Raw genomic sequence first — 26,214 nt, forward strand, 5'->3', positions numbered from 1 at the left:
CATGCCCGCGTTCCTACAATGCCGCATGTTTGTCCACTTGCGCTTGCACACTGAATTTTCCGTCGTGGACGGAACCACCCGTATCGACGAGGTCGTCAAGGCGGCGGCGAAAGACGGCCAGCCCGCCCTGGCGATCACGGATCTGAACAACCTGTTCGGCGCGATCAAGTTCTACAAGGAAGGCCGGGGCAAGGGCGTCAAGCCCATCCTGGGCGCCGAAATCTACCTGGAGGGCGAAGCGGCAGGCGCACCCTCGCGCATGGTGCTGCTGGTGCAGAACCGCACCGGGTATCTGAACCTCTCCGAACTGCTGGCCCGCGCGTGGACGCGCAACATCGTCAGGAACCAGGCGCTGTGCACCTGGGAGTGGCTGCAGGAATTGGGCGACGGCCTGATTGCCCTCGCTGGAGCGCAGGCCGGTCCCGTGGGGCAGGCGCTCATGAAGGGCGATGACGCCGGAGCTGCGCAGCTGGCGCTGCGTCTGGCGGGCATCTTCCCGCACCGCTTCTACCTGGAGGTCCAGCGCGCCGGACGCCCTGACGACGAAGCCCATGTCACCGCGGCGGTACAGCTTGCCGCGCGCCTGGCCCTGCCGGTGGTAGCCACCCACCCGGTGCAGTTCGCAACGCCGGACGATTACGAGGCGCACGAGGCGCGCGTGTGCATTGCCGAGGGCGAGATCTTGGCGAATCCGCGGCGCGTGCGCCGTTTCACGCGCGAGCAGTATTTCAAGAGCAGTGCCGAGATGGAAGCGCTGTTCGCCGACGTACCCAGCGCCCTCGCCAACACCGTGGAGGTGGCCAAGCGCTGCAATGTGTCGCTGGTGCTGGGCAAGCCGCAACTGCCGAACTTCCCCATTCCGGGTGGGATGACGATGGAGCAGTACTTCCGCCACGCGTCCCACGAGGGCCTGGAGGAGCGGCTGCTGCACCTGTACCCGGACACCGCCGAGCGCGACCGCCAGCGCCCCCGCTACCAGGAGCGGCTGGAGTTTGAACTGGGCACGATCCTGAAGATGGGCTTTCCCGGCTACTTCCTCATCGTGGGTGACTTCATCCAGTGGGCCAAGAAGAACGGCTGCCCGGTGGGCCCCGGGCGCGGCTCGGGTGCGGGCTCGCTCGTGGCCTATGCGCTCAAGATCACGGATCTGGATCCGCTGCAATACAACCTGCTGTTCGAGCGCTTCCTGAACCCCGAGCGGGTGTCCATGCCCGACTTCGACATCGATTTTTGCCAGGCCAACCGCGACCGCGTGATCGACTATGTGAAGGACAAGTACGGCAAGGAGGCCGTGAGCCAGATCGCCACGTTCGGCACGATGGCGGCCAAGGCTGCCATCCGCGACGTGGGGCGGGTGATGGATATGAGCTACACGTTCTGTGACGGTATCTCGAAGCTGGTGCCCGGCAAACCCGGCCAGACCTATACGCTGGCCTACCCGCCAGAGCCCAAGAAGGAAGGGGACAAGAACAACTACGCCCTGGAGTTGGAACCCATCCTGTACGAGCGCGTGCGCAAGGAGGAGGACGTGCGCACCATCATCGAGATGGCGCAAAAGCTCGAAGGGATGACGCGCAATATTGGCATGCACGCCGGCGGCGTGCTGATCGCGCCGGGCAAACTGACCGATTTCTGCCCGCTGTACCAGCAGCCAGGCAGCGAATCGGCGGTGAGCCAGTACGACAAGGACGACGTGGAGGCCATCGGCCTGGTGAAATTCGACTTCCTGGGCTTGGCGACGCTGACCATCCTGGAAATCGCGCGTGAGTTCATCATGCAGCGTCACAAAGGGCAGGAAAACTTCGCGTTCGAGAACATTCCCCTGGACGATGCTGCGACCTACAAACTGTTCTCGGACGGCAAGACAGAAGCCGTGTTCCAGTTTGAAAGCCGGGGCATGCAAGGCATGCTCAAGGAAGCGCGCCCAAGCAGGCTGGAAGACCTGATCGCCTTGAATGCCCTGTACCGGCCCGGCCCCATGGACCTGATTCCCAGCTTCGTGAACCGCAAGCACGGCAAGGAGGTGGTGGAGTACCCGCATCCGCTGGTGGAGCCCGTGCTGGCCGAGACCTACGGCATCATGGTCTACCAGGAGCAGGTGATGCAGACGGCGCAGGTGCTGGGTGGTTACTCGCTCGGCGGCGCCGACATGCTGCGCCGCGCCATGGGCAAGAAAAAGGCCGAGGAAATGGCCGAGCACCGTGCCATCTTCCGCAAGGGTGCAGCCGAAAAGGGTATCAGTCAGGACAAGGCCGACGAGGTCTTCGACCTGATGGAAAAGTTTGCGGGTTACGGCTTCAACAAGTCGCACGCCGCCGCCTATTCGCTGCTGGCCTACCACACCGGGTGGCTCAAGGTGCACTACACGGCGGAGTTTTACTGCGCCAATATGACCGTGGAAATGGACGACACCGACAAGCTCAAGGTGCTCTATGAAGATGCGGTCAAACATTTCGGCATGACCTTCGAGCCGCCGGACATCAACCGCGGCAATTACCGCTTCGAGCCGGTGACGGACAAGGTCATCCGCTATGGCCTGGGCGCAGTCAAGGGCACGGGACAGCAGGCGATCGAGGCCATCATCGCTGCACGCGAAGGGCAGGGCGTGGGCCCACAGGGCGCAACCCGGGGGCCTTTCAAGAGCTTGTTTGACTTTTGCGTACGCGTGGACCGCACGCGCGTCAACAAGCGCACGGTGGAGGCGCTCATCAAGGCGGGCGCCTTCGATGCCCTGCAGCTCAACCGTGCCGCGCTCGTGGCATCCCTCGATCGGGCGTTCGAGTTTGCCAATGCGCAGATCGCCAACGCCAACCAAGGCGGGCTGTTCGACATGATGGGCGATGACGCCATCGGCTCCAGCACGCAGGAGCCTGATCTGGTGGATGTGATGCCCTGGGGCATCAAGGAACGGCTGATGCAGGAGAAGACCGCGGTGGGCTTCTACCTCTCGGGCCACCTGTTCGATGAAGTGCACCAGGAAGTGCGCCGCTTCGTGCGCACTGCTATCGACGAATTGGTGGACAGCCGCGAGACGCAGGTGGTCGCCGGCATCGTGAGTGACTACCGCGTCATCAACGGGCAGCGCGGCAGGCTGGCGTTGTTCAAGCTGGACGACAAGTCGGGCGTCATCGAGGCTTCCGCCGACGAAGGGCTGATCAATGCGAACGCCGGCCTGCTCAAGGACGATGAATTCGTAGTGGTGAGTGGTCGGCTGCAGTTGGACCACTTCAGCGGAGGCCTGCGCATGAAGGTGCAGCAGGTCTGGGATTTGGCGGGTGCGCGGGCACGCTATGGGCGCTATCTGCAGGTGTGCCTGGGGCAGCAGTTGCCAGACATCGGGGCGCTGGTGCGTGACTATCCTCCGCAACGGGAGGAAACCGAGCACGGCGAGGTGCTTACCCATGGCCTGCGCGTGCGCATGCAGTTGCGCTGCACAGCGGCGGCTGGCGCGGCCACGGCCGAGGTGCAGTTGGGAGAAGCCAGCCGGTTCTTTCCCAGCGATGCTGCGCTGGCCGCGTGGAGCGCTCAGGCGGGCAGCGGTGCTGTGAATGTGGTCTATGAGTAGGACTGTGATCAGCGCTTGAAAAAAGCCTGCGCGGCACCATGTGCGGTCTGCTCAGGTGCCGCATCGGCCTCGCTAGAATGAAATTCATGGCAACCACCCCCCCAATCCCCGCGCCGGTGCCGGCTCCCACCCCTCCGTCCTGGGACGAGGGTGGTTCGGTCGTGCTGGAGCGGCGTACACAGAAGACCCAGCCGCCCCAGATGTACCAGGTGGTCATGCTCAACGATGACTACACCCCCATGGAGTTCGTCGTCGTCGTGTTGCAGGAGTTCTTCAACAAGGACCGCGAGGCCGCCACGCAGATCATGCTGAAGATCCATCTGGACGGCAAAGGCGTGTGCGGCGTGTATACGCGCGATGTCGCCGCTACCAAGGTGGACCAGGTGCTGGAAGCGGCGCACAAAGCGGGCCACCCCCTGCAATGTTTGAGTGAGCCCGTTGAATAAGGGGGCATTGCTCCCGATCTACAGTCATCCCTAACACGCAAGCACAAAGGAGTTCTCACATGATTGCCCAGGAACTGGAAGTCAGCTTGCACATGGCCTTTGTCGAGGCCCGCCAGCAACGCCACGAGTTCATCACCGTGGAACATCTGCTGCTGGCACTGCTCGATAACCCCAGCGCGGCCGAGGTGCTGCGTTCATGCGCTGCCAACATCGACGATCTGCGCGCATCGCTGACCAACTTCATCAAGGACAACACCCCGCAGGTCGCCGGTACCGACGAGGTGGACACACAACCCACGCTGGGCTTCCAGCGGGTGATTCAACGCGCCATCATGCACGTGCAGTCCACGGGCAACGGCAAGAAGGAGGTCACGGGCGCCAACGTGCTTGTGGCCATCTTCGGCGAAAAGGACTCCCATGCCGTGTACTACCTGCACCAGCAGGGCGTGACGCGCCTGGACGTGGTGAACTACATCGCCCACGGCATCAAGAAGGGCGAGCCGCCGGAGCCTGCCAAGGCCGAGGGCCAGGCCGACGGGGAAGAGGGCGCGCAAGGCGAGCGCAGTGAAAAAGCGTCGCCCCTGGAGCAATACACCCAGAACCTGAACCAGGCGGCCAAGGACGGCAAGATCGACCCCCTGATCGGCCGCAACTACGAGGTCGAGCGCACTATTCAGATCCTGTGCCGCCGCCGGAAGAACAACCCGCTGCTGGTGGGTGAGGCCGGCGTGGGCAAGACCGCGATTGCCGAGGGCCTGGCCTGGCGCATCACGCAGAACGACGTGCCCGAGATCCTGGCCGAGGCCACGGTGTATTCGCTGGACATGGGCGCGCTGCTGGCGGGCACCAAATACCGCGGCGACTTCGAGCAGCGCCTCAAGGGCGTCTTGAAGAGCCTGAAAGACAAGCCCAACGCCATCCTGTTCATCGACGAGATCCACACGCTGATCGGTGCGGGCGCGGCGTCGGGCGGGACACTGGATGCGTCCAACCTGCTGAAGCCTGCGCTGTCCAGCGGGCAGCTCAAGTGCATCGGCGCGACTACCTTCACCGAATACCGCGGCATTTTCGAAAAGGACGCGGCGCTGTCGCGGCGCTTCCAGAAGGTGGACGTGGTCGAGCCAACGGTACAGGAGACCATCGACATCCTCAAGGGACTCAAGAGCCGCTTCGAGGAGCACCACAGCGTGAAGTACGCCGCCGCCGCCTTGCAGGCCGCGGCCGAGCTGAGTGCCAAGTACATCAATGACCGCCACCTGCCCGACAAGGCCATCGACGTGATCGACGAGGCTGGCGCCGCGCAGCGCATCCTGACGCCGTCCAAGCGCAAGAAGACCATCGGCAAGGCCGAGATCGAGGAGATCGTGGCAAAGATCGCCCGCATTCCGCCTGCCAACGTGTCCAATGACGACCGCGGCAAGCTGCAGACGCTTGAGCGCGACCTCAAGAGCGTGGTCTTCGGCCAGGACAAGGCGCTGGAGGTGCTCGCCGCCGCCGTCAAGATGGCACGCTCGGGACTGGGCAAGGCGGACAAGCCTATCGGCTCCTTCCTGTTCTCGGGCCCCACAGGCGTGGGCAAAACCGAGGCCGCCAAGCAGCTCGCCTACATCATGGGTGTGGACCTGATCCGCTTCGACATGTCGGAGTACATGGAGCGCCACGCCGTGAGCCGCCTCATCGGTGCGCCTCCGGGCTACGTGGGCTTCGACCAGGGTGGTTTGCTGACCGAGGCCATCACCAAGAAGCCGCACGCCGTGCTGCTGCTCGACGAAATCGAGAAGGCACACCCGGACATCTTCAACGTGCTGCTGCAGGTCATGGACCACGGTACGCTGACGGACAACAACGGGCGCAAGGCCGACTTCCGCAACGTCATCATCATCATGACGACGAACGCGGGCGCCGAGACCATGAACAAGGCCGCTATCGGCTTCACGAATCCGCGCCAGGCGGGCGACGAGATGGGCGACATCAAGCGCCTGTTCACGCCCGAGTTCCGCAACCGCCTGGATGCCATCGTGAGCTTCAAGCCGCTGGATGAGCAGATCATCCTGCGCGTGGTGGACAAGTTCCTGCTGCAGCTCGAGCAGCAACTCGCCGAGAAGAAGGTGGAAGTTACCTTTACCGACGCGCTGCGCAAGCACTTGGCCAAGAAGGGCTTTGATCCGCTCATGGGCGCGCGCCCCATGCAGCGCTTGATCCAGGACACTATCCGCAAGGCGCTGGCGGATGAGCTGCTCTTCGGTCGTCTGACCGAAGGCGGGCGTCTGACGGTGGACATTGAGCTCAAGACGGACGACAAGGGCGTGGAGACTTCCGAGGTGCTGCTGGACATCCAGCCGGTGCCCAAGAAGGAGCGCGGAGCCAAGTCCGAACCGGCCGAACCCGAAGAAGCCACCGCCGACTGATTCCGGCACCGCCGCGTTTTAACAAACCCGCAGCCCGCGCTGCGGGTTTTTTTATGGGCGCGCGCCATGCTTATGAACAAAAGCGCCTCCGGCGCCCAACCACCAAGCGAGAGCAGCTATCGATAAGAGAGCGAATTGCTGGGGTGGTCGTGCGAATGGGAGCCCCGGGGACGCTCCAGGGGGCTGCGTGCCTTGTGCCGAACGTGTTTATTGATAAGATAGTAATAAATTACTTTCTTTTGGTGATTGCATGAGTGAGCTGCCCAAGTACCTGCCCGCCGACGAACGGCGCATCGCCACGGTGGAGGCCGTGGTCGATCTGGCGGCCCAGCAGAACCCCAGCGACATCACCACCACCGCCATTGCCCAGCATATGGGCGTGACGCAGGGGGCACTGTTTCGGCATTTCGCGTCCAAGGACGCCATCCTGCAGGCGGTGATGTCGTGGGTGGCGCAGCGTCCCATGGCGCGCGTGGACGCGGCCGCGGATGGGGCAGCCTCTCCCCTGGCGGCGCTGGAGGCTGTGTTCATGGCGCACATCCATTTCGTGTGCGAGCGGCCCGGTGTGCCACGCCTCATCTTTGGGGAGCTCCAACGCCCTGGCCAAGCCCTGCCCAAGCAGATGGTGCAGACCCTGATCACGGCCTACGGCGAGCGCCTGCGCGGGCTGCTGGAGACCGGCAAAGCCGCGGGAGAGCTGGACCCGCAACTGGATGCGCAGGCCGCTGCCGTGCTGTTCATCGGCACCGTGCAGGGGCTGGTGATGCAGTCGCTGCTCGCGGGCGACGTGCAGCGCATGCGCCGCGATGCGCAGGGCGTGTTTGCCATTTACCGCCGCGGCATCGGAAGAGCGCTATGAAGTTTCCCCGTCTGCAGCGCCGCACGCTGGCGCTGATCGCCGTCATTGCGCCGCTGGTGGCGCTGTTCGTCTATGTCGCTCTGCGTTCGGGGCCGCTGGCGCCCGTGGCGGTCACGCTGGGCAGCGTGCAATCGCGCGCCATTGCCCCGGCACTCTCGGGCATCGGCACGGTGCAGGCGCGGTATCTGTACAAGATCGGCCCCACCTTCGCGGGGCGCGTGCAGCGCCTGGACGTGCAGGTGGGCGACAGGGTTGAGGCTGGGCAGGTGCTGGGCGAAATGGACCCGGTGGACCTGGACGACCGCGTGCGCGCACAGCAGGCGGCCATCAAGAGCGCCGAAGCCGCGCTGCGCCAGGCAGAGGCCAGGCAGAGCTATGCGCAGACCCAGCACCAGCGCTACGGGCAACTGGTGGCGGTGCGCGGCACCAGCGAGGAAAGCTACGCCACCAAGCAGCAGGAACTGGCCGTGGCAGACGCCGCGCTCGCCGCTGCCCGCGAGGATGCGAGCCGTCTGCGCGCTGACTTGCAGGCATTGCGCGCGCAGCGTGGCAACCTGCGGCTGGTGTCGCCCGTGGCCGGCATGGTGGCTGCGCGCGATGCCGACCCTGGCACGACCGTGGTGGCGGGGCAGGCGGTGGTAAAGCTCATCGACCCGGCCAGCCTGTGGATCGACACGCGCTTTGACCAGATCACCGCCCAAGGGTTGGCGGCACAGCTACCGGCCGAGGTGGTGCTGCGCTCGCGCCGCGGGGACAACCTGGTCGGCAGCGTGCTGCGCGTCGAGCCCCTGGCGGACGCGGTGACAGAGGAGACGCTGGCCAAGATCGTCTTCGATGCACCGGTTACACCGCTGCCCCCCGTCGGTGAACTGGCCGAGGTCACCGTGCGCCTGCCGGCACTGCCCGAAGCGCCCACCATCCCCAATGCGGCCATCCGCTTCGTGGACGGGCAGCGCGGCGTGTGGAAGCTGGTCGGTGGCAAGCCGCAGTTTGCGCAGGTACGCCTGGGCCGTGCGGACCTCGACGGCCATGTGCAGGTGCTGGACGGGCTGGCCGTGGGCGACTCCATCGTGGTGTACAGCGAGAGGGCGCTCACGGCGCGCAGCCGCGTGCACGTGGTCGAGCGCATTGCCGGGGTGGCGCCTTGATCAGCCTGGCAGGGCGCGACATTCTGCATGCCTGGGGGAAGTTCGTCTTCACCGGCATCGGCCTGGGCCTGCTGATCGGCGTGACGCTGACCATGGCGGGCGTCTACCGCGGCATGGTGGACGACGGCAAGGTGCTGCTGGACAACAGCGGCGCCGACCTGTGGGTGGTGCAGAAAGACACGCTGGGCCCCTACGCGGAATCCTCCAGCGTGCCCGACGACCTGTGGCGCGGCATCCGCGCCATGCCGGGCGTGGCGCAGGCCGCCAACATCACCTACCTGACCATGCAGGTGGGCCACGGCGACAAGGATGTGCGCTCCATGGTGGTGGGCATCACCGCGAGCGGCCCAGGCGCGCCCGGCTGGCCACCGCAGTTGGTGGCGGGGCGCCAGATCACGCGCGGCCATTACGAGGCCGTCGCCGACGTGGCAGCCGGCGTGCGTCTGGGCGATGTGCTGAAGATCCGGCGCAACCACTACACGGTGGTGGGCCTCACGCGGCGCATGGTCTCGTCCAGCGGCGACCCAATGGTGTTCATACCGTTGAAAGATGCGCAGGAGGCGCAGTTTCTCAAGGACAACGACGCCATCCTCATGCAGCGCCGCCGCACCGAGGCCAACCCGGCCTTCAACCGCCCCGGCGTTCCCGACCTGCTGGATGCGGTGGTGGCCTCGCAAACCAGCAACAGCTATGTGAATGCCGTGCTGGTGCGCATGCAGCCGGGCTTCACATCCCAGGAGGTGGCCGAGCCCATCCGCCGCTGGAAGCGGCTCACGGTGTATGACCGGGCGCAGATGGAAGGCATCCTCGTGGGCAAGCTCATCGCCACATCGGCCAAGCAGATCGGCATGTTCCTGGTGATCCTGGCGCTGGTCAGTGCGGCCATCGTGGCCTTTCTCATCTACACGCTGACGATGGACAAGATCCGCGAGATTGCCGTGCTCAAGCTCATCGGCACGCGCAACCGCACCATCGCCTGGATGATCCTGCAGCAGGCGCTGGTGCTGGGCGTGATCGGCTTCGTCGTCGGCAAGATCACGGCCACCTTTGCCGCGCCGCTGTTTCCCAAATACGTGCTGCTGGTGCCGTTCGATACGGTGGCGGGGTTCATCGCGGTGCTGGCGATCTGCGTGCTCTCCAGCGTGGTGGCCATCCGCATGGCGCTGCGGGTCGATCCGGCCGAGGCGATAGGGTGAGGACGCAGCAATGAGCAGGAAAGGGATCCACATCGAGCGCCTGACCAAGCGCTACGGCTCCGGCGACACGGCGTTCCTCGCCCTCAAGGACGTGAACATGCACGTGGCACCGGGTGAGGTGGTGGGCCTGATCGGCCCGTCCGGTTCGGGCAAGAGCACGCTGCTCAAGTGCCTGGGCGCGGTGATCGATCCCACGTCGGGCCGCATGACGCTGGGCGACACCGTGATCTATGACGACGGCTGGCAAGTACCCGACCTGCGCGCGCTGCGCCGCGACCAGATCGGCTTCGTGTTCCAGGCGCCGTACCTGATCCAGTTTCTGGATGCCACCGACAACGTGGCGCTGCTGCCCATGCTGGCCGGCGTGCCCAACGACGAGGCGCGCCGCCGCGCACTGGAGTTGCTCACGGCCCTGGACGTGCAGCACCGGGCCACGGCCATGCCATCGCAACTGTCGGGCGGGGAGCAGCAGCGTGTGGCCATCGCCCGCGGCTTGGTCAACCGCCCGCCGGTGATCCTGGCCGACGAGCCCACGGCGCCACTGGATTCGCAACGTGCCATGGCGGTGATCCGCATCCTGAACGACATGGCGCGGCGCCTGGAAACGGCCATCATCGTCGTCACGCACGACGAGAAGATCATCCCCACCTTCAAGCGCATCTACCACATACGCGACGGCGTGACCCACGAGGAGGCCGGCGAGGGGCGCGGCTTCGAGTGAAGCGGCGATCTTGATGAAATCAGGCTCTAGCGCCCATGAAGCAAGCGCTAGTAGCTATCAAAAAAGGAGTAAAACAACGCGGTGACGCCGGCTCAGGGCGTCAGCAGTCGCTGCAATAGTTCGCGCGTGGCATAGCCATCGGCGGGCAAGCCCACACTTTGCTGGTAGCGGCGCACCCCAGCGCGCGTGGCGGGCCCCGCCACGCCGTCGGGCGTGCCGGTGTCCAGGCCGCGTGCATTCAGCGCCTCCTGCAGCGCGCGTACTTCGCTGCGCGACAGAGGATGCAGTTCGCGCGGCCAGGCGGATGCCAGGCCCGCGCCGCCGTCGATCTGCCGTGCCAGCAGGCCCACGGCCAGGGCGTAGTTCACCGAGTTGTTGTAGCGCAGCAGCGCGCGGAAGTTGGGCCCGACCAGGATGGCGGGACCACGCGCGCCTGCCGGGGTAAGGACGGAGGCGTCCTGCAGCGGCGGCAGCTCCGCGCCACCCACGCCGCGCACCCCTTCAGCGGCCCAGTCGCTGCTGGCCTGGCGCACGCTCAGTTCGGCGCGTGCGTAGTCGAAGCCGGGCGGCAGCAGCACTTCGGCGCCCCACGGCTCACCGCTCTTCCAGCCCGAATGGGACAGGAAGTTGGCCGTGGACGCCACCACGTCGGGCACGCTGCCCCAGATGTCGCGCCGCCCGTCCCCGTCGGCATCCACCGCATGGGCAAGGAACACCGAAGGCAGAAACTGCGTGTGCCCCATGGCCCCGGCCCAGGAGCCGATGAGCGCGTCGGCCGCGATGTCGCCCTGGTCCACGATGCGCAACGCGGCCAGCAGCTCGCGCTGGGCCCATGCGCTGCGGCGCCCGTCGTAGGCGAGGGTGGCCAGCGCATCCACGGTGCGGAAGCTGCCGAAGTTGCGGCCATAGTTGCTCTCCATGCCCCAGATGGCCGTGATCACGCTGGCGGGCACGCCGTAGCGCTGCGCTGCCGCGTCCAGCGCGTCGGCGTACTGGCGGCGCTGCTCGCGTCCCTGCGCAATACGCTGGGGTGACACGGCGCTGTCCAGGTAGGCCCAGGGCGGGCGGGTGAATTCGGGCTGGGCGCGGTCCAGTTCCACCACGCGCGGTTGCCACTGCGCCTGGCCCAGGGTGGCGGCCACGGTCTGCGGGCGGATGCCGGCGGCCAGCGCCTCGCGTGCAAAGGCGCTCACCCAGGCGTGGAAGCCGACCAGCGTGGTTGCGGTGGTGTCGGGCACCGGCGGCGCGACCGGCGTGCTCGCAGGTTCCACGGTGGATGTTGCCGGGGCAGGCGCCGGGGTGGTGGGCGCTGCGGGCGACGGCAGTTGGGGGATACCCGCCGCGGGCGCAGGGGCGCTGGGTGCAGCGGATGGAGCCGCTACGGCGGGGGTAGCGGGCGGAGCGGAGACGCACCCCGCCAGTGCTGCCACGCCCAGTGCGGAGGCGGCGGCGCGGCGCCGGGCGAGGGTGTCGGGCATGAAGAGAAAACGCATGCGGCCATTGTGCCGGCCTGCCATGCATACTTCGCCCTGGCACTGTTTCCGGCTGCAACTTCTTCCTCATGCACACTTTTCTCTGGCACGACTACGAAACCTTTGGCGCCAACACGCGCCGCGACCGCCCCGCACAGTTCGCCGCCGTGCGCACCGATGCCGAGCTCAACGAGATCGGCGAGCCGCTGATGATCTACTGCCGCCCGGCCAACGACTATCTGCCGGATCCGCAGTCGTGCCTGATCACCGGTATCACGCCCCAGCTGTGCCTGGAAAAGGGTTTGCCCGAGCGCGAATTCGCCGCCCGCATCGAGGCCGAGATGGCGCTGCCCGGCACCATTGGCGTGGGCTACAACACCATCCGTTTCGACGACGAGATCACGCGCTTCATGTTCTGGCGCAATCTCATGGACCCGTATGCGCGCGAGTGGCAGAACCAGTGCGGCCGCTGGGACCTGCTGGATGTGGTGCGCCTGACCTACGCGCTGCGTCCCGAGGGCATCGAGTGGCCCGAGGTGGACGGCAAGCCCAGCTTCCGCCTGGAGCATCTGTCCAAAGCCAACGGCCTGGCGCACGAGGCCGCGCACGACGCGCTGTCGGACGTGCGCGCGACCATCGCACTGGCGCGGCTCATCCGTTCACACAACCCCCGGCTGTTCGACTTCGCGCTGTCCCTGCACAAGAAGGACCGCGTGGCGGCCGAGCTGCGCCTGCCCACCACGGCGCAGGAGGCACGGCCGTTCCTGCATGTCTCGGGCATGGTCCCTGCCGAACGCGGCTGCCTGGCCGTGATGTGGCCGCTGGCCAGCCACCCGACCAACAAGAATGAGCTGCTGGCCTGGGATCTGGCGCGAGACCCTTCCGAGCTGGCCCGGCTGTCCGCTGACGAGATCCGCACGCGCGTGTTCACGCGCGCGGCCGACCTGCCTGAGGGCGTGACGCGCCTGCCGCTCAAGAGCGTGCATCTGAACAAGTCGCCGATGGTGGTGGGTAACCTCAATACGCTCACGCCGGACATGGCGCAGCGCTGGGGCATCGACCTGCCACAGGCCGCGCTGCATGCCGCCGCGGCGCGCGCGTTGCCCGACCTGACAGCCGTGTGGGCCCAGGTGTTCCAGCGCCCTGCGGAGGGGCCGCTGGATGTGGACCAGGACCTCTACGGGGGCTTCGTGGGCAATGAGGACCGCCGCCGCCTGAACCGTCTGCGCGCATTGCCCGGCGAAGAGTTGGCGCACGAGCGCCTGGGTTTTGACGACGCGCGCCTGGCCGAGCTGGTCTGGCGCTACCGTGCGCGCAACTTCCCGCACACGCTCTCGCCCGAGGAGCAGGAGCGCTGGGAGTCGCACCGCGTCGCCATGCTGGTGGAGGGCGAGGGCGGCGGGCTGACGTTCGACGCGCTGTTCGAGCGCCTGGACACGCTGGGTGCCGAGGCTGATGACGAACGCACCGAGGCTATTCTGGGCGCGGTGTACGACTACGCCGAGAGCATCGCGCCCGGCATGGACTGAGGGGCTGTGATGCAAGCTGCCGCCAACGTTGACGCGCTGTATGACTTCGTGCGCCGCCACCCGCGGTTGTTCGTCATCACGGGCGCGGGCTGCAGTACGGAGGTGGGCATTCCCGACTACCGCGACCACAACGGTGAATGGAAGCGCCCCCAACCCGTCACCTTCCAGGCCTTCATGGGCGATGAAGCCACGCGCCGGCGCTACTGGGCGCGCAGCCTGCTGGGCTGGCGGGTGATGGGCCGCGCCCAGCCCGGTTCTGCGCACCGTGCGCTGGCTGCGCTGGAAGCGGCGGGCCGTATCGAACTGCTGTTGACCCAGAATGTGGACGGCCTGCACAACGCAGCGGGCAGCCAGCGCACGCTGGACCTGCACGGGCGCATCGACACCGTGCTGTGCATGGACTGCGGCATGCGTGCGCCGCGTGTGGCGTTGCAACACGAACTGGAGCGGCGCAACCCCGGATGGGTGGCGCTGCAGGCCGGCGCCGCGCCCGATGGGGACGCCGATCTGGAGGAGCTGGATTTCGGCGGCTTCGATGTGCCTTCCTGCGCACATTGCGGCAACGGCCTGCTCAAGCCCGACGTGGTGTTCTTTGGCGAGAGCGTGCCGCGCGAGCGTGTGGAGGCCGCGCGCGCGGCGCTGGCACGCTCGCACGCGGTGCTCGTCGTGGGCTCGTCGCTCATGGTGTATTCGGGCTTCCGGTTCGTGCAGGCGGCGGCCGATGCCGGCTTGCCGGTGGCAGCGGTCAACCAGGGGCGTACACGAGCCGACGGGCTGCTGGCGCTCAAGCTGGAGCAGGACGCAGGCACTGCCCTGCAGGCGTTGGCCCACGCGTGGGCGCAGCCCCATGCCAGCGTGCCCGCCGCGGTTGCTGGGCTCGTCAGCGGCCGTTGATGCTATCGTGCGGTCCCAAAGCGCCGCCTGGCCGCGTGCCGTGCAGCGCATAGCTTGCATAGGAGACACCATGCACCGCACCGCAACGCCCGGCGCGCATCCTTCCGCGGGTGCCGCGCTGGCGCTGACCACGGCAGGCGTCGTCGCCCAGGCCCACGCCCGCTCGCAGTCGTTCGGGCTGCAACCCCATGAGCAGGCCGACCTGCACCTGCTGGACCGCCAGACCCTGGCCTGGACCGTGGCACGCAACGAGGCCCTGTGCGCCCACGCGCGCCCCGTCATGGAAACCCTGGCGCAGCAGCTGCGCGGCACGCAGAGCATGGTGATGCTGACCGACGCGCAGGGGGTGATCCTGCATGCCGAGGGCGATGATGCCTTCCTGGACCGCGCCGGCCGCGTGGCCCTGCAGCCCGGTGCGAGCTGGTCGGAGCGCAGCAAGGGCACCAACGCCATTGGTACGGCGTTGGCCCTGGGCGATGCGGTGCAGATCAACGGGCGCCAGCATTACCTGGAAGCCAACCAGTTCCTCACCTGTTCATGCGCTCCCATCCTGGACCCGCAGGGGCAGATCCTCGGCGCGCTGGACGTGAGCGGCGACCGCCGCGGCCACAGCGCCCACACGCTGGCGCTGGTGCGCATGTCCGCCGCGATGGTGGAGAACCACCTCTTCGGCAAGGTGTACGAGGATGCCGTGCGCCTGCGCTTTCATGCGCGCGCGGAGTTCCTGGGCACGCTCATGGAAGGGCTGGCGGCGTTCACCCCGCAGGGGCGCTTTCTGGCAGCCAACCGCAGCGCGCAGTTCCAGCTGGGGTTGTCGGGACCGGCGCTGGCGGCACACACCTTCACCTCGCTGTTCGGCCTGTCGATGGGCGCGCTGCTGGAGCATGCGCGCCGCTCGGTGCCCACGCTGCTTGCGCTGCAACTGCCGGCAGGCGTGTCGGTGCACGCACAGGTGGAATTTGCGCCACGCGGCGGTGTCACGCTGCCAGTGTGCCCGGACGGCCCGGCCGAGGCCCCGCCGCCGCGCGCAAGGCCCGCCGCGCCCCCCGGCCTGTCCAGCCTGCGCTACCTGGACACGGGCGATGCCCAGCTGGCGCAGGTGATCGAGCGCGTCACGCGGCTGCTGGGGCGTGGCGTGCCCACGATGATCCTGGGTGAGACGGGCACCGGCAAGGAGCTGCTGGCGCGTGCCATCCATAACGACGGCCCGCGCGCGCGGGGGCCCTTCGTGGCGGTGAACTGCGCGTCCATTCCCGAGTCGTTGATCGAGGCCGAGCTGTTCGGCTACGAAGAGGGCGCCTTCACCGGCGCGCGGCGCAAGGGCAGCGTGGGCAAGATCGTGCAGGCGCACGGTGGCACGCTGTTCCTGGATGAGATTGGCGACATGCCGCTGGCCATGCAGGCGCGGCTGCTGCGCGTGCTGCAGGAGCGCAGCGTGGCGCCTCTGGGCAGCACGCGGCAGATCGAGGTGGACGTGAACGTGGTCTGCGCCACGCACCGCAACCTGCGCGCCATGATGGCCGACGGCCAGTTCCGTGACGACCTGTACTACCGGCTGAACGGCCTGGTGGTGCGACTGCCTGCGCTGCGCGAGCGCACGGACCTGGCGGTGATCGTGCAGCGGTTGCTGCGCGCCCAGCATGACTCTCCCGCCGCAGACAGCCCCATACCGGTGGCGCCCGAGGTGATGGCGCTGTTCGCCGCCCACGCCTGGCCGGGCAACCTGCGCCAGCTGTCCAACGTGCTGCGCACGGCGGCGCTGTTGGCCGAGGGCGCGGACGCGATCACGTGCGCGCACCTGCCGGAGGACTTCCTGGAGGAATGCGAGGCGCTGGCGCAGCAGGGCCGCGTGGTGGCGCAGGCGTTCTCTCAGCCGGCGGTGCCGCCAGCGGACGGCGCGCGCGCCGCGGCCCCAGCCCCGGCCAGCGTGCGGCCGCTGGGCGACGTGGCGGCCCATGCGCTGCAGCAGGCACTGGATGCACACGCGGGCAATGTCTCCGCGGCCGCGCGCGCGCTGGGCGTGTCGCGCAACACGGTGTACCGCTACCTGCGCGCGCAGTCGTGTCGCTCCTGAAAAAGGAGCGCTTTGCGCTGGTTGGGCGGGTGATTCAATCGAAATTGACCTGAAAAACGCCACCGATACAGCGCGAGCAGCTATTAAATAAAGAGCAACTCTAGAACAGCGTCACTGGCCGCCCGTTGGCGGCGGCCCCAGCGCTTCGATGGCGGCCCATTCCTCGTCGGTGTACAGCCGTGAGCGCGTGAGAAAGCGCATGCCCGTGGGCCCTTCGAGCGAGAACATGCCCCCGCCGCCCGGCACCGCATCGATGAGGAGGTGCGTGTGCTCCCAGTACGCGAACTGCGAGCGGCTCATATAGAACGGCTGCCCGGCGATCTCGCCCAGCAGCACGTCGGCATCGCCCAGCAGGAACTCCCCGCGGGCAAAGCACATGGGCGCGCTGCCGTCGCAGCAGCCACCCGACTGGTGGAACATCAGCGGACCGTGCTGGGCCACCAGGCGCTTGATGAGCGCCGTGGCCTCGGGCGTGGCCGACACGCGGGTGGCGGGCGGCGCTGGCGTGGTCATGGCGTTGCCTGTGCCGCGGCGTCAGGCCGCCATGTCCAGCACCACGCGGCCCTGGATCTGGCCCTTGTGCATGCGCGCGAACACGTCGTTGATGTTCTCCAGCTTCTCGGTGCGCACCGTGGCCTTCACCTGGCCGCGCGCGGCGAAGTCCAGCGACTCCTGCAGGTCCAGCCGCGTGCCGACGATGGAGCCGCGCACGGTCACGCCGCGCAGCACCATGTCGAAGATGGGCAGCGGGAAGTTGCCCGGCGGCAACCCGTTGAGCGACACCGTGCCGCCACGCCGCACCATGCCCAGCGCCTGCTCGAAGGCCTTGGGCGACACGGCCGTGACCAGCGCACCGTGCGCGCCGCCGATCTCCTTTTGCAGGAAGGCGGCCGGGTCGGTGTCGCGCGCGTTCACCGTCACGCTGGCGCCCAGCTGGCGGGCCAGCGCGAGCTTGTCGTCGTCCACGTCCACCGCAGCCACGTTCAGCCCCATGGCGCGGGCGTACTGCACAGCCATGTGGCCCAGGCCGCCAATGCCGGAAATCGCCACCCAGTCGCCGGGCTTGGTGTCGGTCACCTTCAGGCCTTTGTACACGGTCACGCCGGCGCACAGCACGGGGGCGATGTCCACGAAGCCCACGTCTTTCGGCAGGTGGCCCACGTAGTTGGGGTCGGCCAGCGCGTAGTCGGCAAAACCGCCGTTGACCGAATACCCCGTGTTGCTCTGCGACTCGCACAGCGTCTCCCAACCGCCCAGGCAGTGCGTGCAACGGCCGCAGGCCGAGTGCAGCCAGGGCACGCCCACGCGGTCGCCTTCCTTCACATGCTTGACGTTGGCGCCCACGGCGGCGACGAAGCCCACGCCCTCGTGCCCCGGGATGAAGGGCGGATTGGGCTTGACGGGCCAGTCGCCCTCGGCGGCGTGCAGGTCGGTGTGGCACACGCCCGAGGCCTCGATCTTCACCAGGATCTGGTCGGCGGCGGGGGTGGGCACGGGCACCTCTTCGATCGTCAGCGGCTTGCCGAACTCGCGGACCACGGCGGCTTTCATTGTCTTGGCTGGCATGGGATAAACCTCCTTCTCTGTGCAAATGAACGCAAGGGGAGCCCCCGTGCACCAGCCGCCCCCGCTGGGACGGCCAGTGGGGGCGCTGTATGGGCTTAGAAGAAGCCCAGCGGCTGCTGGGTGTAGCTCACCAGCAGGTTCTTGGTCTGCTGGTAGTGGTCCAGCATCATCTTGTGGTTCTCACGGCCGATGCCCGACTGCTTGTAGCCGCCAAACGCGGCGTGCGCGGGGTAGTGGTGGTAGCAGTTGGTCCACACGCGCCCCGCCTGGATGCCCTTGCCCATGCGGAAGGCGCGCGCGCCATCACGGCTCCACACGCCCGCGCCCAGGCCGTAGAGCGTGTCGTTGGCGATCTCCAGCGCCTCTTCTTCGGTCTTGAAGGTGGTCACCGAGACCACGGGGCCGAAGATTTCTTCCTGGAAGATGCGCATCTTGTTGTGGCCCTTGAACACCGTGGGCTGCACGTAGTAGCCGCCGGCCAGGTCGCCGCCCAGCGCGGTGTTGCGCGCGCCGCCGATGAGGCACTGGGCGCCTTCCTGCTTGCCCAGGTCCAGGTAAGAAAGGATCTTTTCCAGTTGCTCCTGCGAGGCCTGGGCACCGATCATGGTGTTCTTGTCCAGCGGGTGGCCCTGCTTTATGGCGGCCACGCGCTTGAGCGCGCGCTCCATGAAGCGCTCGTAGATCGATTCCTGGATCAACGCGCGGCTGGGGCACGTGCAGACCTCGCCCTGGTTCAGCGCGAACATCGCAAAGCCTTCCAGCGCCTTGTCGAAGAAGCCGTCGTCGGCGGACATCACGTCCTCGAAGAAAATGTTGGGGCTCTTGCCGCCCAGCTCCAGCGTCACGGGGATGATGTTCTGGCTGGCGTACTGCATGATGAGCCGGCCGGTGGTGGTCTCGCCGGTGAAGGCTATTTTTGCGATGCGGTTGCTGGAGGCCAGCGGCTTGCCAGCCTCCAGGCCAAAGCCGTTGACCACGTTGACTACGCCCGGCGGCAGCAGGTCGCCAATGATCTCCATCAGTACCAGGATGGAGGCGGGCGTCTGCTCCGCGGGTTTCAGCACTACGCAGTTGCCCGCAGCTAGCGCGGGGGCGAGTTTCCACACCGCCATCAGGATGGGGAAGTTCCACGGAATGATCTGCCCGACCACGCCCAGCGGCTCATGGAAGTGGTAGGCGATGGTGTCGGCGTCGATCTCGCTGATGCCGCCCTCCTGCGCGCGCACCGCGCCCGCGAAGTAGCGGAAGTGGTCGATGGCCAGCGGAATGTCGGCCGCCATGGTCTCGCGCAGCGGCTTGCCGTTGTCGATGGTCTCGGCCACGGCGATCTGTAGCAGGTTGGCTTCCATGCGGTCGGCGATCCGGTTCAGGATGTTGGCGCGCTCGGTGGTCGAGGTGCGGCCCCACGCGGCCTTGGCTTTGTGCGCGGCGTCCAGCGCGGCGTCGATGTCCTTGCTGTTGGAGCGCGGCACGGCCGTGAACTTCTGGCCGTTGATGGGCGAGATGTTCTCGAAGTACTGCCCGTCCACGGGCGCCACCCAGTGCCCGCCGATGTAGTTGCCGTACTGCTGCTTGTAGGGGTTGGCGATGCCAAGGCTGGCGATTTCGGCCATGTTCATGTGGTGTCTCCTGAGTGCTTATGAAGGAATGCCACCGATGCGGCGGCGGCAGTGCCTCAGTGCAAGCGCCGTGCCAGCACGGCGACAGAGGGAAGGGGGCGGTGGGGCGTGCCGCGGCTGTGCCGCAGCGGCGCAGCCGTGTGCCATAACGCAACAGTGCGCCGGCCCATGACGGAACACCCGTTGGGAGTGCAGCCGTACGGATGTGCTCAGATTGCTATGCTTTATATAGCTGCCAGCGCAGTATGCAAGGGCGTTGCAGGCACTTTTTACCTAATCTACTCCCGCGAATCACTCGGCACCGGGCGTAACGCTTGCCGGGCCGCTGGCGGGCGGGGTGGGCTTGAGACGCGGCAGGGCCGCCAGATGCTGCGCGGCCTTGTGGGCCTGTTCCACGGCGCGGCGCAGGTCGCCCAGCAGGCCCGTCCACTCGTGCACGGCTGTTACTTCCAGCAAGCCCTGGGCACCCGCGCGCAGCACGGCGGCCTTGGCGGCTTCATACGCTGCATCGAAGACGGCGTGTGCGGCGTTCACCTGGTCCAGGTCGTGGGCCTTGGGATCAGCGGCAGCAAAGAAATCCAGCGCCGCGGTGAAGGCCAGGGGCAGCGCGGCCAGGGGGTGGCCTTCGGGCGTGGTGGGCGCCACCGTTGCGGGGTGCGTGACGCGCAGCGCCTGCTGGCCCACCTGGTGCATGACACGCGCCAGCGTGTCGTAGTAGCCCGCATTGCGCAGCAGCTCGGGCATCTGGTCGGCCACGTCGCGCGACAGCGGCTGGCGGCTCACGTCGCTCACAAACGCGCCCACCTGCTGCTGTAGCTGCTCCAGCGCCTGCAACTGGCGCGTGAGCTGGCTCGCGGCCTGTGCGCCGGCCGGTTGCCAGGGCAGGGCGACGGGCGCCATGCGGGTGGCATCCGACGCCAGCTGCAGTGCCAGGTGGCCTACGCGCGCCATCTCGCGGCGCAGCGCCTGCAGGGCCAGCGCGGGCACGGCGGCCACGTTGTGGTCCAGGAACTGCGCGCGGGCCACGTCTTCGTCCGCCGAGCGAAAGCGCGCCAGCAGAAAGCGCGCGAGCGGCCCCGATAGCGGCCACATGAGCAGCACGCCCAGCAGGTTGAACGCGGTGTGGAAGATCACCAACTGCGTCACTGCGTCTCCCTCACCCGTGAGCCATACGCCCAGGTGGTGGATGGCCGCGAGCAGGGGCGACAGCAGCGCCAGGGCCGCCGCGGCCGTCACCACGTTGAACAGCACGTGTGCCGCCGCTAGGCGCCGCGCGTTGGACGTGGCGTGGATGGCGGCCAGGATGCCCGTGAGCGTGGTGCCCACGTTGGCGCCGATGACCACGCCCGCGCCCACTTCCACCGCCAGCGAGCCGCCCGCCACGGCTGTGAGCACCACCGCCAGCGTGGCCGACGAGGCCTGCAGCACCACCGTCATGCCCAGGCCGATGAGCACTGCCAGCGCCAGGCCCGGTAGGTCGCTGGACAGCGGTGGCAGCGCCTGCGGACCCAGCCCGGTGAAGCCGTTGCGCAGCAGTTCGATACCCAAAAACAGCACGCCGAACCCCGCCACTGCCTGGCCCAGCGCCCCGCGCCGCGTGCCGCTGCCGGTGATTTGCAGCGCCATGCCGATGCCGATGAAGGGCAGCGCGAAGGCATCGGCCTTCACCGCAAAGCCTAGCCACGCCACGAGCCAGCCGGTGACCGATGAACCCAGATTGGAGCCGAACACCACCCACAGCGCGGAGCTGAAGCCCAGCAACCCCGCGTTGACGAAACCGATGGCCGCCACCGTCATGGCGGTGGACGATTGCACCAGCGCCGTGAGCGCCACCCCCGTCACCAGCCCGTGCAGCGGCGTCCGCGTCCAGGCGGCCAGGATGCGCTCCAGCGCGCGCCCGGCCGCCAGCTTGAGCCCGTCGGTCAGCATGGTCATGCCCAGCAGGAACAGGCCGATGCCGCCCAGCAGAGTGCCGGCGGCAATCAGGGGAGTGGCGGTGGCGGTCAAGGCGGCGGCGCGGTGGCTTTGTTGGGGGTGGACCGGTAGGTGCGTGCCGACGGGGCGGTGCGGCAGAGGCGCTTTTATTTTGATAGCTGCTCGCGCTTGCTACAAGCGCGCTGGGGCTATTTTAGGTCATTGATCGGTAGGGCGGAGCGCCCTGCGGGCGGCGCGGTGCACGGCGTGCGCTGTCAGTCGCCCGCCCGCGTGCAGTCTGTGGCGGCTGCCGCCTACAGGGCCGCGGGGCCGCGCAGCGGACAATACGCGCCGGACACGACTTCGAGAAGCGATGCAAGGGGACAACGCCATGGGCAACAGCGGGCCGCAGGAGCCGACCGATTCCAGGCCGGCCAGGGATACGGGGGCGGCGCGCGGCGCCACCGCTTCGGGCTATCCGCCGCAGCGCACCGTGCACACCGCCACGGCCATGGACGCCACGGTGCCCAGCCTGCGGTTCATGATCGGCCTGGTGATCGCGGCGCTGGTGGTCGCGGGCCTGTATTTCGGCCGTACGCTGCTGGTGCCGCTGGCATTGGCGTTCCTGCTGAGCTTCGTGCTGGAGCCGCTGGTGGCGCAGCTCAAGCGCATGGGCCTGCCGCGCCTGCCCTCGGTCATCGCGGTGGTGATGGCCATGCTGATGGTGCTGGGCGTGGGGGCGCTGTTCGTGGGTAACGAGGCGCGCGAGCTGAGCGCGCAGCTGCCCTCCTACCAAAGCACCATCCGCAAGAAGCTGCGCAGCCTGCGCCAGGAGTTGCGCGCGCCCGGTATGTTCGACGGCGCCAAGCGCACCTTCGACATCGTGCAGCGCGAGGTGGAGGCGGCCGCTCCCGCCTTGTCGGGTGCCGCGCGCGCGCCGGCCGTGCAAAAGGTGCAGGTGCAACCGCCCGTGCTGTCGCCCGCCAACCAGCTCATGGCCGCGCTCTCGGCGGTCAGTGGGCCGCTCACCCAGGCGGGCCTGGTGCTGGTGTTCGTGATCTTCATCCTGCTGGACCGTGTAGACCTGCGCGACCGCCTGCTGCGCCTGTGGGGGGGCAATCTGCACCGCGCCACCGATGCCATGGACGAGGCGGGCGACCGCATCACGCGCTACCTGACCATGCAACTGCTGGTGAACGTGACCTACGGCATTCCCATGGCGGCGGGCCTGTGGCTCATCGGCGTGCCCGGTGCCGTGCTGTGGGGGTCGCTGGCCGCGGTGATGCGCTTCGTGCCCTACCTGGGGCCGTTCATTGCCGCGGCGTTTCCGCTCACCCTCGCTTTCGCGGTGGACCCGGGCTGGGACCTGGTGCTGTGGACGATCGGCCTCATCGTGCTGCTGGAACTGGTGAGCAACAACGTCATCGAGCCCTGGCTGTATGGGTCCAGCACCGGGCTGTCGGCGCTGTCGCTCATCGTGGCGGCCACCTTCTGGGCGGCGCTGTGGGGGCCGGTGGGGCTCATCATGTCCACGCCGCTCACCGTGTGCCTGCTGGTGATCGGCCGCTACCTGCCGCAGTTGGCCTTCCTGGAGGTGCTGCTGGGCAGCCGGCCGGTGCTGGACGAGCCCACGCGCATCTACCAGCGCCTGCTGGCGGGCGACGCGGCGGAGGCGATCGAGTTGAGCACCACCCGCATCGAGGCCCTGAAGGGCGCCGTGCCCGCTTTCTACGGCCAGGTGGGCGTGCCCGTGCTGCGCATGGCCGTGGGCGACCATGCGCAGGTGGCCACGCCCGAGCACCGCCTGCGCCTGGTCGAAGGCATGGACGCGCTGCTGGACGAGTTGGAGGAGCAGTACCCGGTGCCCGACGCCGCAGCGCAAGAGCCGGTGGTGTGCCTGGGCGGCAAGTGGGAGGTAGACCTGTTCGCGGCGCGCATGCTGGCGCATGCGCTGTCGCTGCAGCATTGCCCGGCGCTGGCGCGCGTGGAGGGCGCCATGAGCGCCGAACATCTGGATGGCCTGGACCTGGACGCCGTGCGCGTGGTCTGCGTGGTGTGGCTCGCGCCCGAGCCCACCGCCGCCGCGCGGCACCTGTGCCGCAGGCTCAAGCGCCGCTGGCCGCATGTGCACATCGTGCTGGCGCTGTGGGGTGGGGTGCAGTCCCAGCCGCAAGACGAGCTGAGTGCCCAACTGGGCGCCGACGCGCTGGCGCTGTCGCTGGAGGAAACCCTGGCCCAGGTGGCGCAGCTGCAGGGCGCCAGCGTGGAAGGCGCCTACACCCCCGCGCCCATTCCCGCGGACGACGAGGCGCGCCTGCGCGCCCTGCAGGCCAGCGGCGTGCTCGACAGCCCCGCGCTGCAGCAGCTGTGCCAGCACACGGCCCAGCGCGCGGCCGACATCTTCGACGTACCGCTGGCGATGGTGTCGCTGGTGGATCGCGAGCGGCAGGTCACGCTGTGTGCGCACGGCCCGTTGTCGGCCGGCGGGGGGCAGGCCTGCTCGGCGGGCCAGGGCCTGCCGCGCGGCCTGTCGCTGTGCGGGCATGTGGTGGCGCGGCAGCGGTCGCTGGTGGTGCCCGACATTGCGCGGGATGCGCGCTTTGCCGGCAATCCGGCGCTGCGCGAGCAGGGTCTGCGCTTTTACGCGGGCGTTCCGCTGCGCGACGCGGCGGGCCATGCGCTGGGCACGCTGTGCCTGATGGACACCGCGCCGCGCGCGTTCGATGAGCGGGAAAAGCGGTTGCTGCAGGCCATGGCCAATGACCTCATGGCCGGCTGGCGCGACGCCCAGGCCGCGGGCGGCCCGGCGCTACCCGCGGGCCAGGCCGCGCCATCGGCCACGGTGGGTCAGGTGGTGCCGCAGTAGCCGACGTTGTCCGAAATCGTCCGAAATCGTCTGAAGTAGGAGCGACCGGCGCGGCCAGGGCCGGGGCAGGCCCTGTCTCCAGCGCGTTACTTGGTGCCGAAGATGCGGTCGCCCGCATCGCCGAGGCCGGGCAGGATGTAGCCGTGGTCGTTGAGTTCGCGGTCGATGGCGGCGGTGTAGATGGGCACGTCGGGGTGGGCCTTTTGCAGCGTGGCCACGCCCTCGGGTGCAGCCAGCAGGCACACGAACTTGATCGAGCGCGGCTGCAGTTGCTTGAGGCGCGCGACGGCCGCGGCGGCGGAGTTGCCGGTGGCGAGCATCGGGTCCACGACGATGATGTCGCGCTCGGCCATCTCGGAGGGCATCTTAAAGTAATACTCGACCGGCTGCAGCGTGTCCGGGTCGCGGTACAGGCCGATGTGGCCGATGCGCGCGCCCGGCACCACGTTGAGCATGCCGTCCAGGAAGCCGTTGCCCGCGCGCAGGATGGACACGAGCACGAGCTTCTTGCCGTCGATGACCTTGCCGGTCATGGTCTCCAGGGGGGTTTCGATCTGGATGTCCTGCAGCGGCATGTCGCGCGTGACTTCGTAAGCCATCAGGGTGGACAGCTCGCCCAGCAGGCGGCGGAAGCTGTTGGTGCTGGCGTCCTTCTTGCGCATCAGGGTCAGCTTGTGCTGTACCAGGGGGTGGTCGATGACGTGGACGTTGCTCATGGGCTGGTGCCTCTTATTGGGGTAGAAAAAAAGATCGGAGCCGGAATTTTGCACTCTGGCGCCAAGCCCCTGCGCGCGGGCAGCGCCGACGCACCGCCGGCCAGGGGCCCATCCGCCTCAGGTCAATCTGCCGACGCCGCGGTCAGCAGTTGCGCGTAGCGGGTCATGTCCACGTTGCCGCCGCTGATGACGACGCCCACGCGCTTGCCCCGCAGCCGCACGCCGCCATGGCACGCGCCCGCCAGTCCCAGCGCGCCCGTGGGCTCGACCACGATCTTCATGCGTTCGGCAAAGAAGTGCATCGCGCTCATGAGCTGCGCATCGGTTGCGGTCACGATGTCAGAAACGCCGGCGTGGATGAGGGGGAAGGTGAGCGCGCCCAGTGCCTGCGTCTGTGCACCGTCGGCAATCGTCTGCGGTGTGTCGATGCGCACCACGTGGCCCGCGTTGAGGGACTGCTGTCCGTCGTTGCCGGTCTCGGGCTCCACGCCGACCACCTTGCATTGCGGCGCCAGTTCGCGCGCTGCCAGCAGGCAGCCCGACAGCAGGCCGCCGCCGCCCAGCGGCACGAACAGGTAGTCCAGGTGCGGCACGTCCTCGAACAGCTCCTTGGCCACCGTGCCCTGGCCGGCGATCACGTGGGCGTGGTCGAAGGGCGGAATCAGCGTCATGCCGCGCTCGGTGGCTAGGCGGCGGCTGATGGCCTCGCGGTCTTCGGTGAAGCGGTTGTAGGTGACCACCTCGGCGCCGTAGCCGCGCGTGGCGGCTATCTTTGCAAGCGGCGCATCCTCCGGCATGACGATGACTGCGGGAATCTCCAGCAGCCGCGCCGACAGCGCGATGGCCTGCGCATGGTTGCCCGACGAGAACGCGATCACGCCGCGCTGGCGCTGCGCGTCGCTGAACTGCACCAGTGCGTTGAACGCGCCGCGGAACTTGAACGCGCCCATGCGCTGCAGGTTCTCGCACTTGAAGAACACTTGCGCTCCGAGCAGCGCATCCAACGTGCTGGAACTCAGCACCGGCGTGCGGTGTGCCATGCCCTTGAGGCGATGGGCCGCTTCGGCAACGTCGTCGTAGGTGGGCAGCGGAGGGCGCGGCAGGTGCATGGCTGTGGGCGAACGCTGGTGAATGGAAACGCGGCGCGGTGCCGCGCCGCAGGCGGGTTGCCGCATCATAGCCCGACACCCGGCGGTATATGCCTCGATTGGCCTGCAACGC

At 67.9% G+C, this 26,214-nt stretch carries 18 protein-coding genes; 11 read left to right on the plus strand and 7 right to left on the minus strand.

Translation table 11 applies throughout. From position 1 onward, the window contains the following. The first annotated feature begins 25 nt into the window (after positions 1 to 25). The 7 genes from dnaE to MRB47_RS09930 all read left to right on the plus strand — a co-directional run bounded on the left by dnaE (position 26) and on the right by MRB47_RS09930 (position 10,343). Entirely contained in the window at positions 26 to 3,565 is a 3,540-nt protein-coding gene (dnaE, locus tag MRB47_RS09900; protein ID WP_015913418.1) for a DNA polymerase III subunit alpha, read from the plus strand. A gap of 77 nt (positions 3,566 to 3,642) precedes the next feature. After that, positions 3,643 to 4,011 carry an ATP-dependent Clp protease adapter ClpS gene (gene clpS, locus MRB47_RS09905; RefSeq protein ID WP_015913417.1) on the plus strand — a complete coding sequence of 123 codons (369 nt, stop codon included), beginning with the start codon at positions 3,643 to 3,645 and terminating at the stop codon, positions 4,009 to 4,011. 59 nt (positions 4,012 to 4,070) lie between these two features. Then, complete coding sequence (clpA, locus tag MRB47_RS09910) at positions 4,071 to 6,419, plus strand: ATP-dependent Clp protease ATP-binding subunit ClpA (protein ID WP_011805095.1); 2,349 nt, start codon at positions 4,071 to 4,073, stop codon at positions 6,417 to 6,419. Between the two features lie 250 nt (positions 6,420 to 6,669). Next, positions 6,670 to 7,278: a TetR/AcrR family transcriptional regulator gene (locus MRB47_RS09915; RefSeq protein WP_252100585.1), complete on the plus strand. Its 609-nt coding sequence runs from the start codon at positions 6,670 to 6,672 to the stop codon at positions 7,276 to 7,278. Then, entirely contained in the window at positions 7,275 to 8,426 is a 1,152-nt protein-coding gene (locus tag MRB47_RS09920; RefSeq protein ID WP_011805097.1) for an efflux RND transporter periplasmic adaptor subunit, read from the plus strand. Before MRB47_RS09915 ends, MRB47_RS09920 begins: the two co-directional genes overlap by 4 nt. Then, complete coding sequence (locus tag MRB47_RS09925) at positions 8,423 to 9,622, plus strand: ABC transporter permease (RefSeq protein ID WP_047351218.1); 1,200 nt, start codon at positions 8,423 to 8,425, stop codon at positions 9,620 to 9,622. The genes MRB47_RS09920 and MRB47_RS09925 overlap by 4 nt, the downstream gene beginning before the upstream one ends. Before the next feature lie 10 nt (positions 9,623 to 9,632). Further along, positions 9,633 to 10,343, plus strand: coding sequence for an ABC transporter ATP-binding protein (locus tag MRB47_RS09930; protein ID WP_015913233.1), 711 nt, complete (start codon positions 9,633 to 9,635; stop codon positions 10,341 to 10,343). 92 nt (positions 10,344 to 10,435) lie between these two features. Here the strand turns inward: MRB47_RS09930 and MRB47_RS09935 are convergent, their stop codons facing one another. Continuing rightward, a complete protein-coding gene (locus MRB47_RS09935) occupies positions 10,436 to 11,836 on the minus strand; it encodes a lytic murein transglycosylase (protein WP_252100586.1) in 1,401 nt (466 codons plus the stop codon). Positions 11,837 to 11,904: 68 nt separating this feature from the next. Between MRB47_RS09935 and sbcB the strand changes: the two genes are divergently transcribed. The 3 genes from sbcB to MRB47_RS09950 all read left to right on the plus strand — a co-directional run bounded on the left by sbcB (position 11,905) and on the right by MRB47_RS09950 (position 16,312). Next, the gene (gene sbcB / locus MRB47_RS09940) at positions 11,905 to 13,344 is read left to right on the plus strand and encodes an exodeoxyribonuclease I (RefSeq protein WP_252100587.1); all 1,440 of its coding nucleotides are present in this window, start codon (positions 11,905 to 11,907) and stop codon (positions 13,342 to 13,344) included. A gap of 9 nt (positions 13,345 to 13,353) precedes the next feature. Beyond that, positions 13,354 to 14,238: an NAD-dependent protein deacetylase gene (locus MRB47_RS09945; RefSeq protein ID WP_252100588.1), complete on the plus strand. Its 885-nt coding sequence runs from the start codon at positions 13,354 to 13,356 to the stop codon at positions 14,236 to 14,238. Positions 14,239 to 14,308: 70 nt separating this feature from the next. Beyond that, positions 14,309 to 16,312 (plus strand): sigma-54-dependent Fis family transcriptional regulator, encoded by a 2,004-nt coding sequence (locus MRB47_RS09950; protein WP_252100589.1) that lies wholly within the window; start codon positions 14,309 to 14,311, stop codon positions 16,310 to 16,312. A gap of 111 nt (positions 16,313 to 16,423) precedes the next feature. Here MRB47_RS09950 and MRB47_RS09955 read toward each other — a convergent pair whose 3' ends face one another. From MRB47_RS09955 to MRB47_RS09970, 4 genes are all read right to left on the minus strand, one after another. Beyond that, complete coding sequence (locus tag MRB47_RS09955; protein ID WP_047351214.1) at positions 16,424 to 16,825, minus strand: DUF779 domain-containing protein; 402 nt, start codon at positions 16,823 to 16,825, stop codon at positions 16,424 to 16,426. 21 nt (positions 16,826 to 16,846) lie between these two features. After that, positions 16,847 to 17,878 carry an alcohol dehydrogenase AdhP gene (gene adhP, locus MRB47_RS09960; protein WP_252100590.1) on the minus strand — a complete coding sequence of 344 codons (1,032 nt, stop codon included), beginning with the start codon at positions 17,876 to 17,878 and terminating at the stop codon, positions 16,847 to 16,849. Positions 17,879 to 17,973: 95 nt separating this feature from the next. Beyond that, positions 17,974 to 19,497, minus strand: coding sequence for an aldehyde dehydrogenase (gene adh / locus MRB47_RS09965; RefSeq protein ID WP_252100591.1), 1,524 nt, complete (start codon positions 19,495 to 19,497; stop codon positions 17,974 to 17,976). Positions 19,498 to 19,788: 291 nt separating this feature from the next. Next, complete coding sequence (locus tag MRB47_RS09970) at positions 19,789 to 21,504, minus strand: Na/Pi cotransporter family protein (RefSeq protein WP_252100592.1); 1,716 nt, start codon at positions 21,502 to 21,504, stop codon at positions 19,789 to 19,791. Between the two features lie 280 nt (positions 21,505 to 21,784). Between MRB47_RS09970 and MRB47_RS09975 the strand changes: the two genes are divergently transcribed. After that, on the plus strand, positions 21,785 to 24,277 hold the full coding sequence (locus tag MRB47_RS09975; RefSeq protein ID WP_252100593.1) for an AI-2E family transporter: 2,493 nt from the start codon (positions 21,785 to 21,787) through the stop codon (positions 24,275 to 24,277). A gap of 86 nt (positions 24,278 to 24,363) precedes the next feature. On the opposite strand, the gene upp is transcribed toward MRB47_RS09975, so the two are convergent. Together upp and MRB47_RS09985 are read right to left on the minus strand one after the other, a co-directional pair. After that, the gene (gene upp, locus MRB47_RS09980; protein ID WP_015913242.1) at positions 24,364 to 24,993 is read right to left on the minus strand and encodes a uracil phosphoribosyltransferase; all 630 of its coding nucleotides are present in this window, start codon (positions 24,991 to 24,993) and stop codon (positions 24,364 to 24,366) included. Positions 24,994 to 25,115: 122 nt separating this feature from the next. After that, complete coding sequence (locus MRB47_RS09985) at positions 25,116 to 26,102, minus strand: threo-3-hydroxy-L-aspartate ammonia-lyase (protein WP_088886845.1); 987 nt, start codon at positions 26,100 to 26,102, stop codon at positions 25,116 to 25,118. Between the last annotated feature and the right edge of the window lie 112 nt (positions 26,103 to 26,214).

Origin of the sequence: Diaphorobacter sp. LI3, assembly GCF_022807955.1 — a bacterium.
In the GTDB taxonomy this organism is placed as follows: domain Bacteria; phylum Pseudomonadota; class Gammaproteobacteria; order Burkholderiales; family Burkholderiaceae_C; genus Diaphorobacter; species Diaphorobacter nitroreducens.

Coding starts and splice junctions, on each gene's coding strand:
- dnaE (WP_015913418.1), top strand. CDS start 26: ATGTTTGTCCACTTGCGCTTGCACACTGAATTTTCCGTCGTGGACGGA.
- clpS (WP_015913417.1), top strand. CDS start 3,643: ATGAAATTCATGGCAACCACCCCCCCAATCCCCGCGCCGGTGCCGGCT.
- clpA (WP_011805095.1), top strand. CDS start 4,071: ATGATTGCCCAGGAACTGGAAGTCAGCTTGCACATGGCCTTTGTCGAG.
- MRB47_RS09915 (WP_252100585.1), top strand. CDS start 6,670: ATGAGTGAGCTGCCCAAGTACCTGCCCGCCGACGAACGGCGCATCGCC.
- MRB47_RS09920 (WP_011805097.1), top strand. CDS start 7,275: ATGAAGTTTCCCCGTCTGCAGCGCCGCACGCTGGCGCTGATCGCCGTC.
- MRB47_RS09930 (WP_015913233.1), top strand. CDS start 9,633: ATGAGCAGGAAAGGGATCCACATCGAGCGCCTGACCAAGCGCTACGGC.
- MRB47_RS09935 (WP_252100586.1), bottom strand. CDS start 11,836: ATGCGTTTTCTCTTCATGCCCGACACCCTCGCCCGGCGCCGCGCCGCC.
- sbcB (WP_252100587.1), top strand. CDS start 11,905: ATGCACACTTTTCTCTGGCACGACTACGAAACCTTTGGCGCCAACACG.
- MRB47_RS09945 (WP_252100588.1), top strand. CDS start 13,354: ATGCAAGCTGCCGCCAACGTTGACGCGCTGTATGACTTCGTGCGCCGC.
- MRB47_RS09950 (WP_252100589.1), top strand. CDS start 14,309: ATGCACCGCACCGCAACGCCCGGCGCGCATCCTTCCGCGGGTGCCGCG.
- MRB47_RS09955 (WP_047351214.1), bottom strand. CDS start 16,825: ATGACCACGCCAGCGCCGCCCGCCACCCGCGTGTCGGCCACGCCCGAG.
- adhP (WP_252100590.1), bottom strand. CDS start 17,878: ATGCCAGCCAAGACAATGAAAGCCGCCGTGGTCCGCGAGTTCGGCAAG.
- adh (WP_252100591.1), bottom strand. CDS start 19,497: ATGAACATGGCCGAAATCGCCAGCCTTGGCATCGCCAACCCCTACAAG.
- MRB47_RS09975 (WP_252100593.1), top strand. CDS start 21,785: ATGCAAGGGGACAACGCCATGGGCAACAGCGGGCCGCAGGAGCCGACC.
- upp (WP_015913242.1), bottom strand. CDS start 24,993: ATGAGCAACGTCCACGTCATCGACCACCCCCTGGTACAGCACAAGCTG.
- MRB47_RS09985 (WP_088886845.1), bottom strand. CDS start 26,102: ATGCACCTGCCGCGCCCTCCGCTGCCCACCTACGACGACGTTGCCGAA.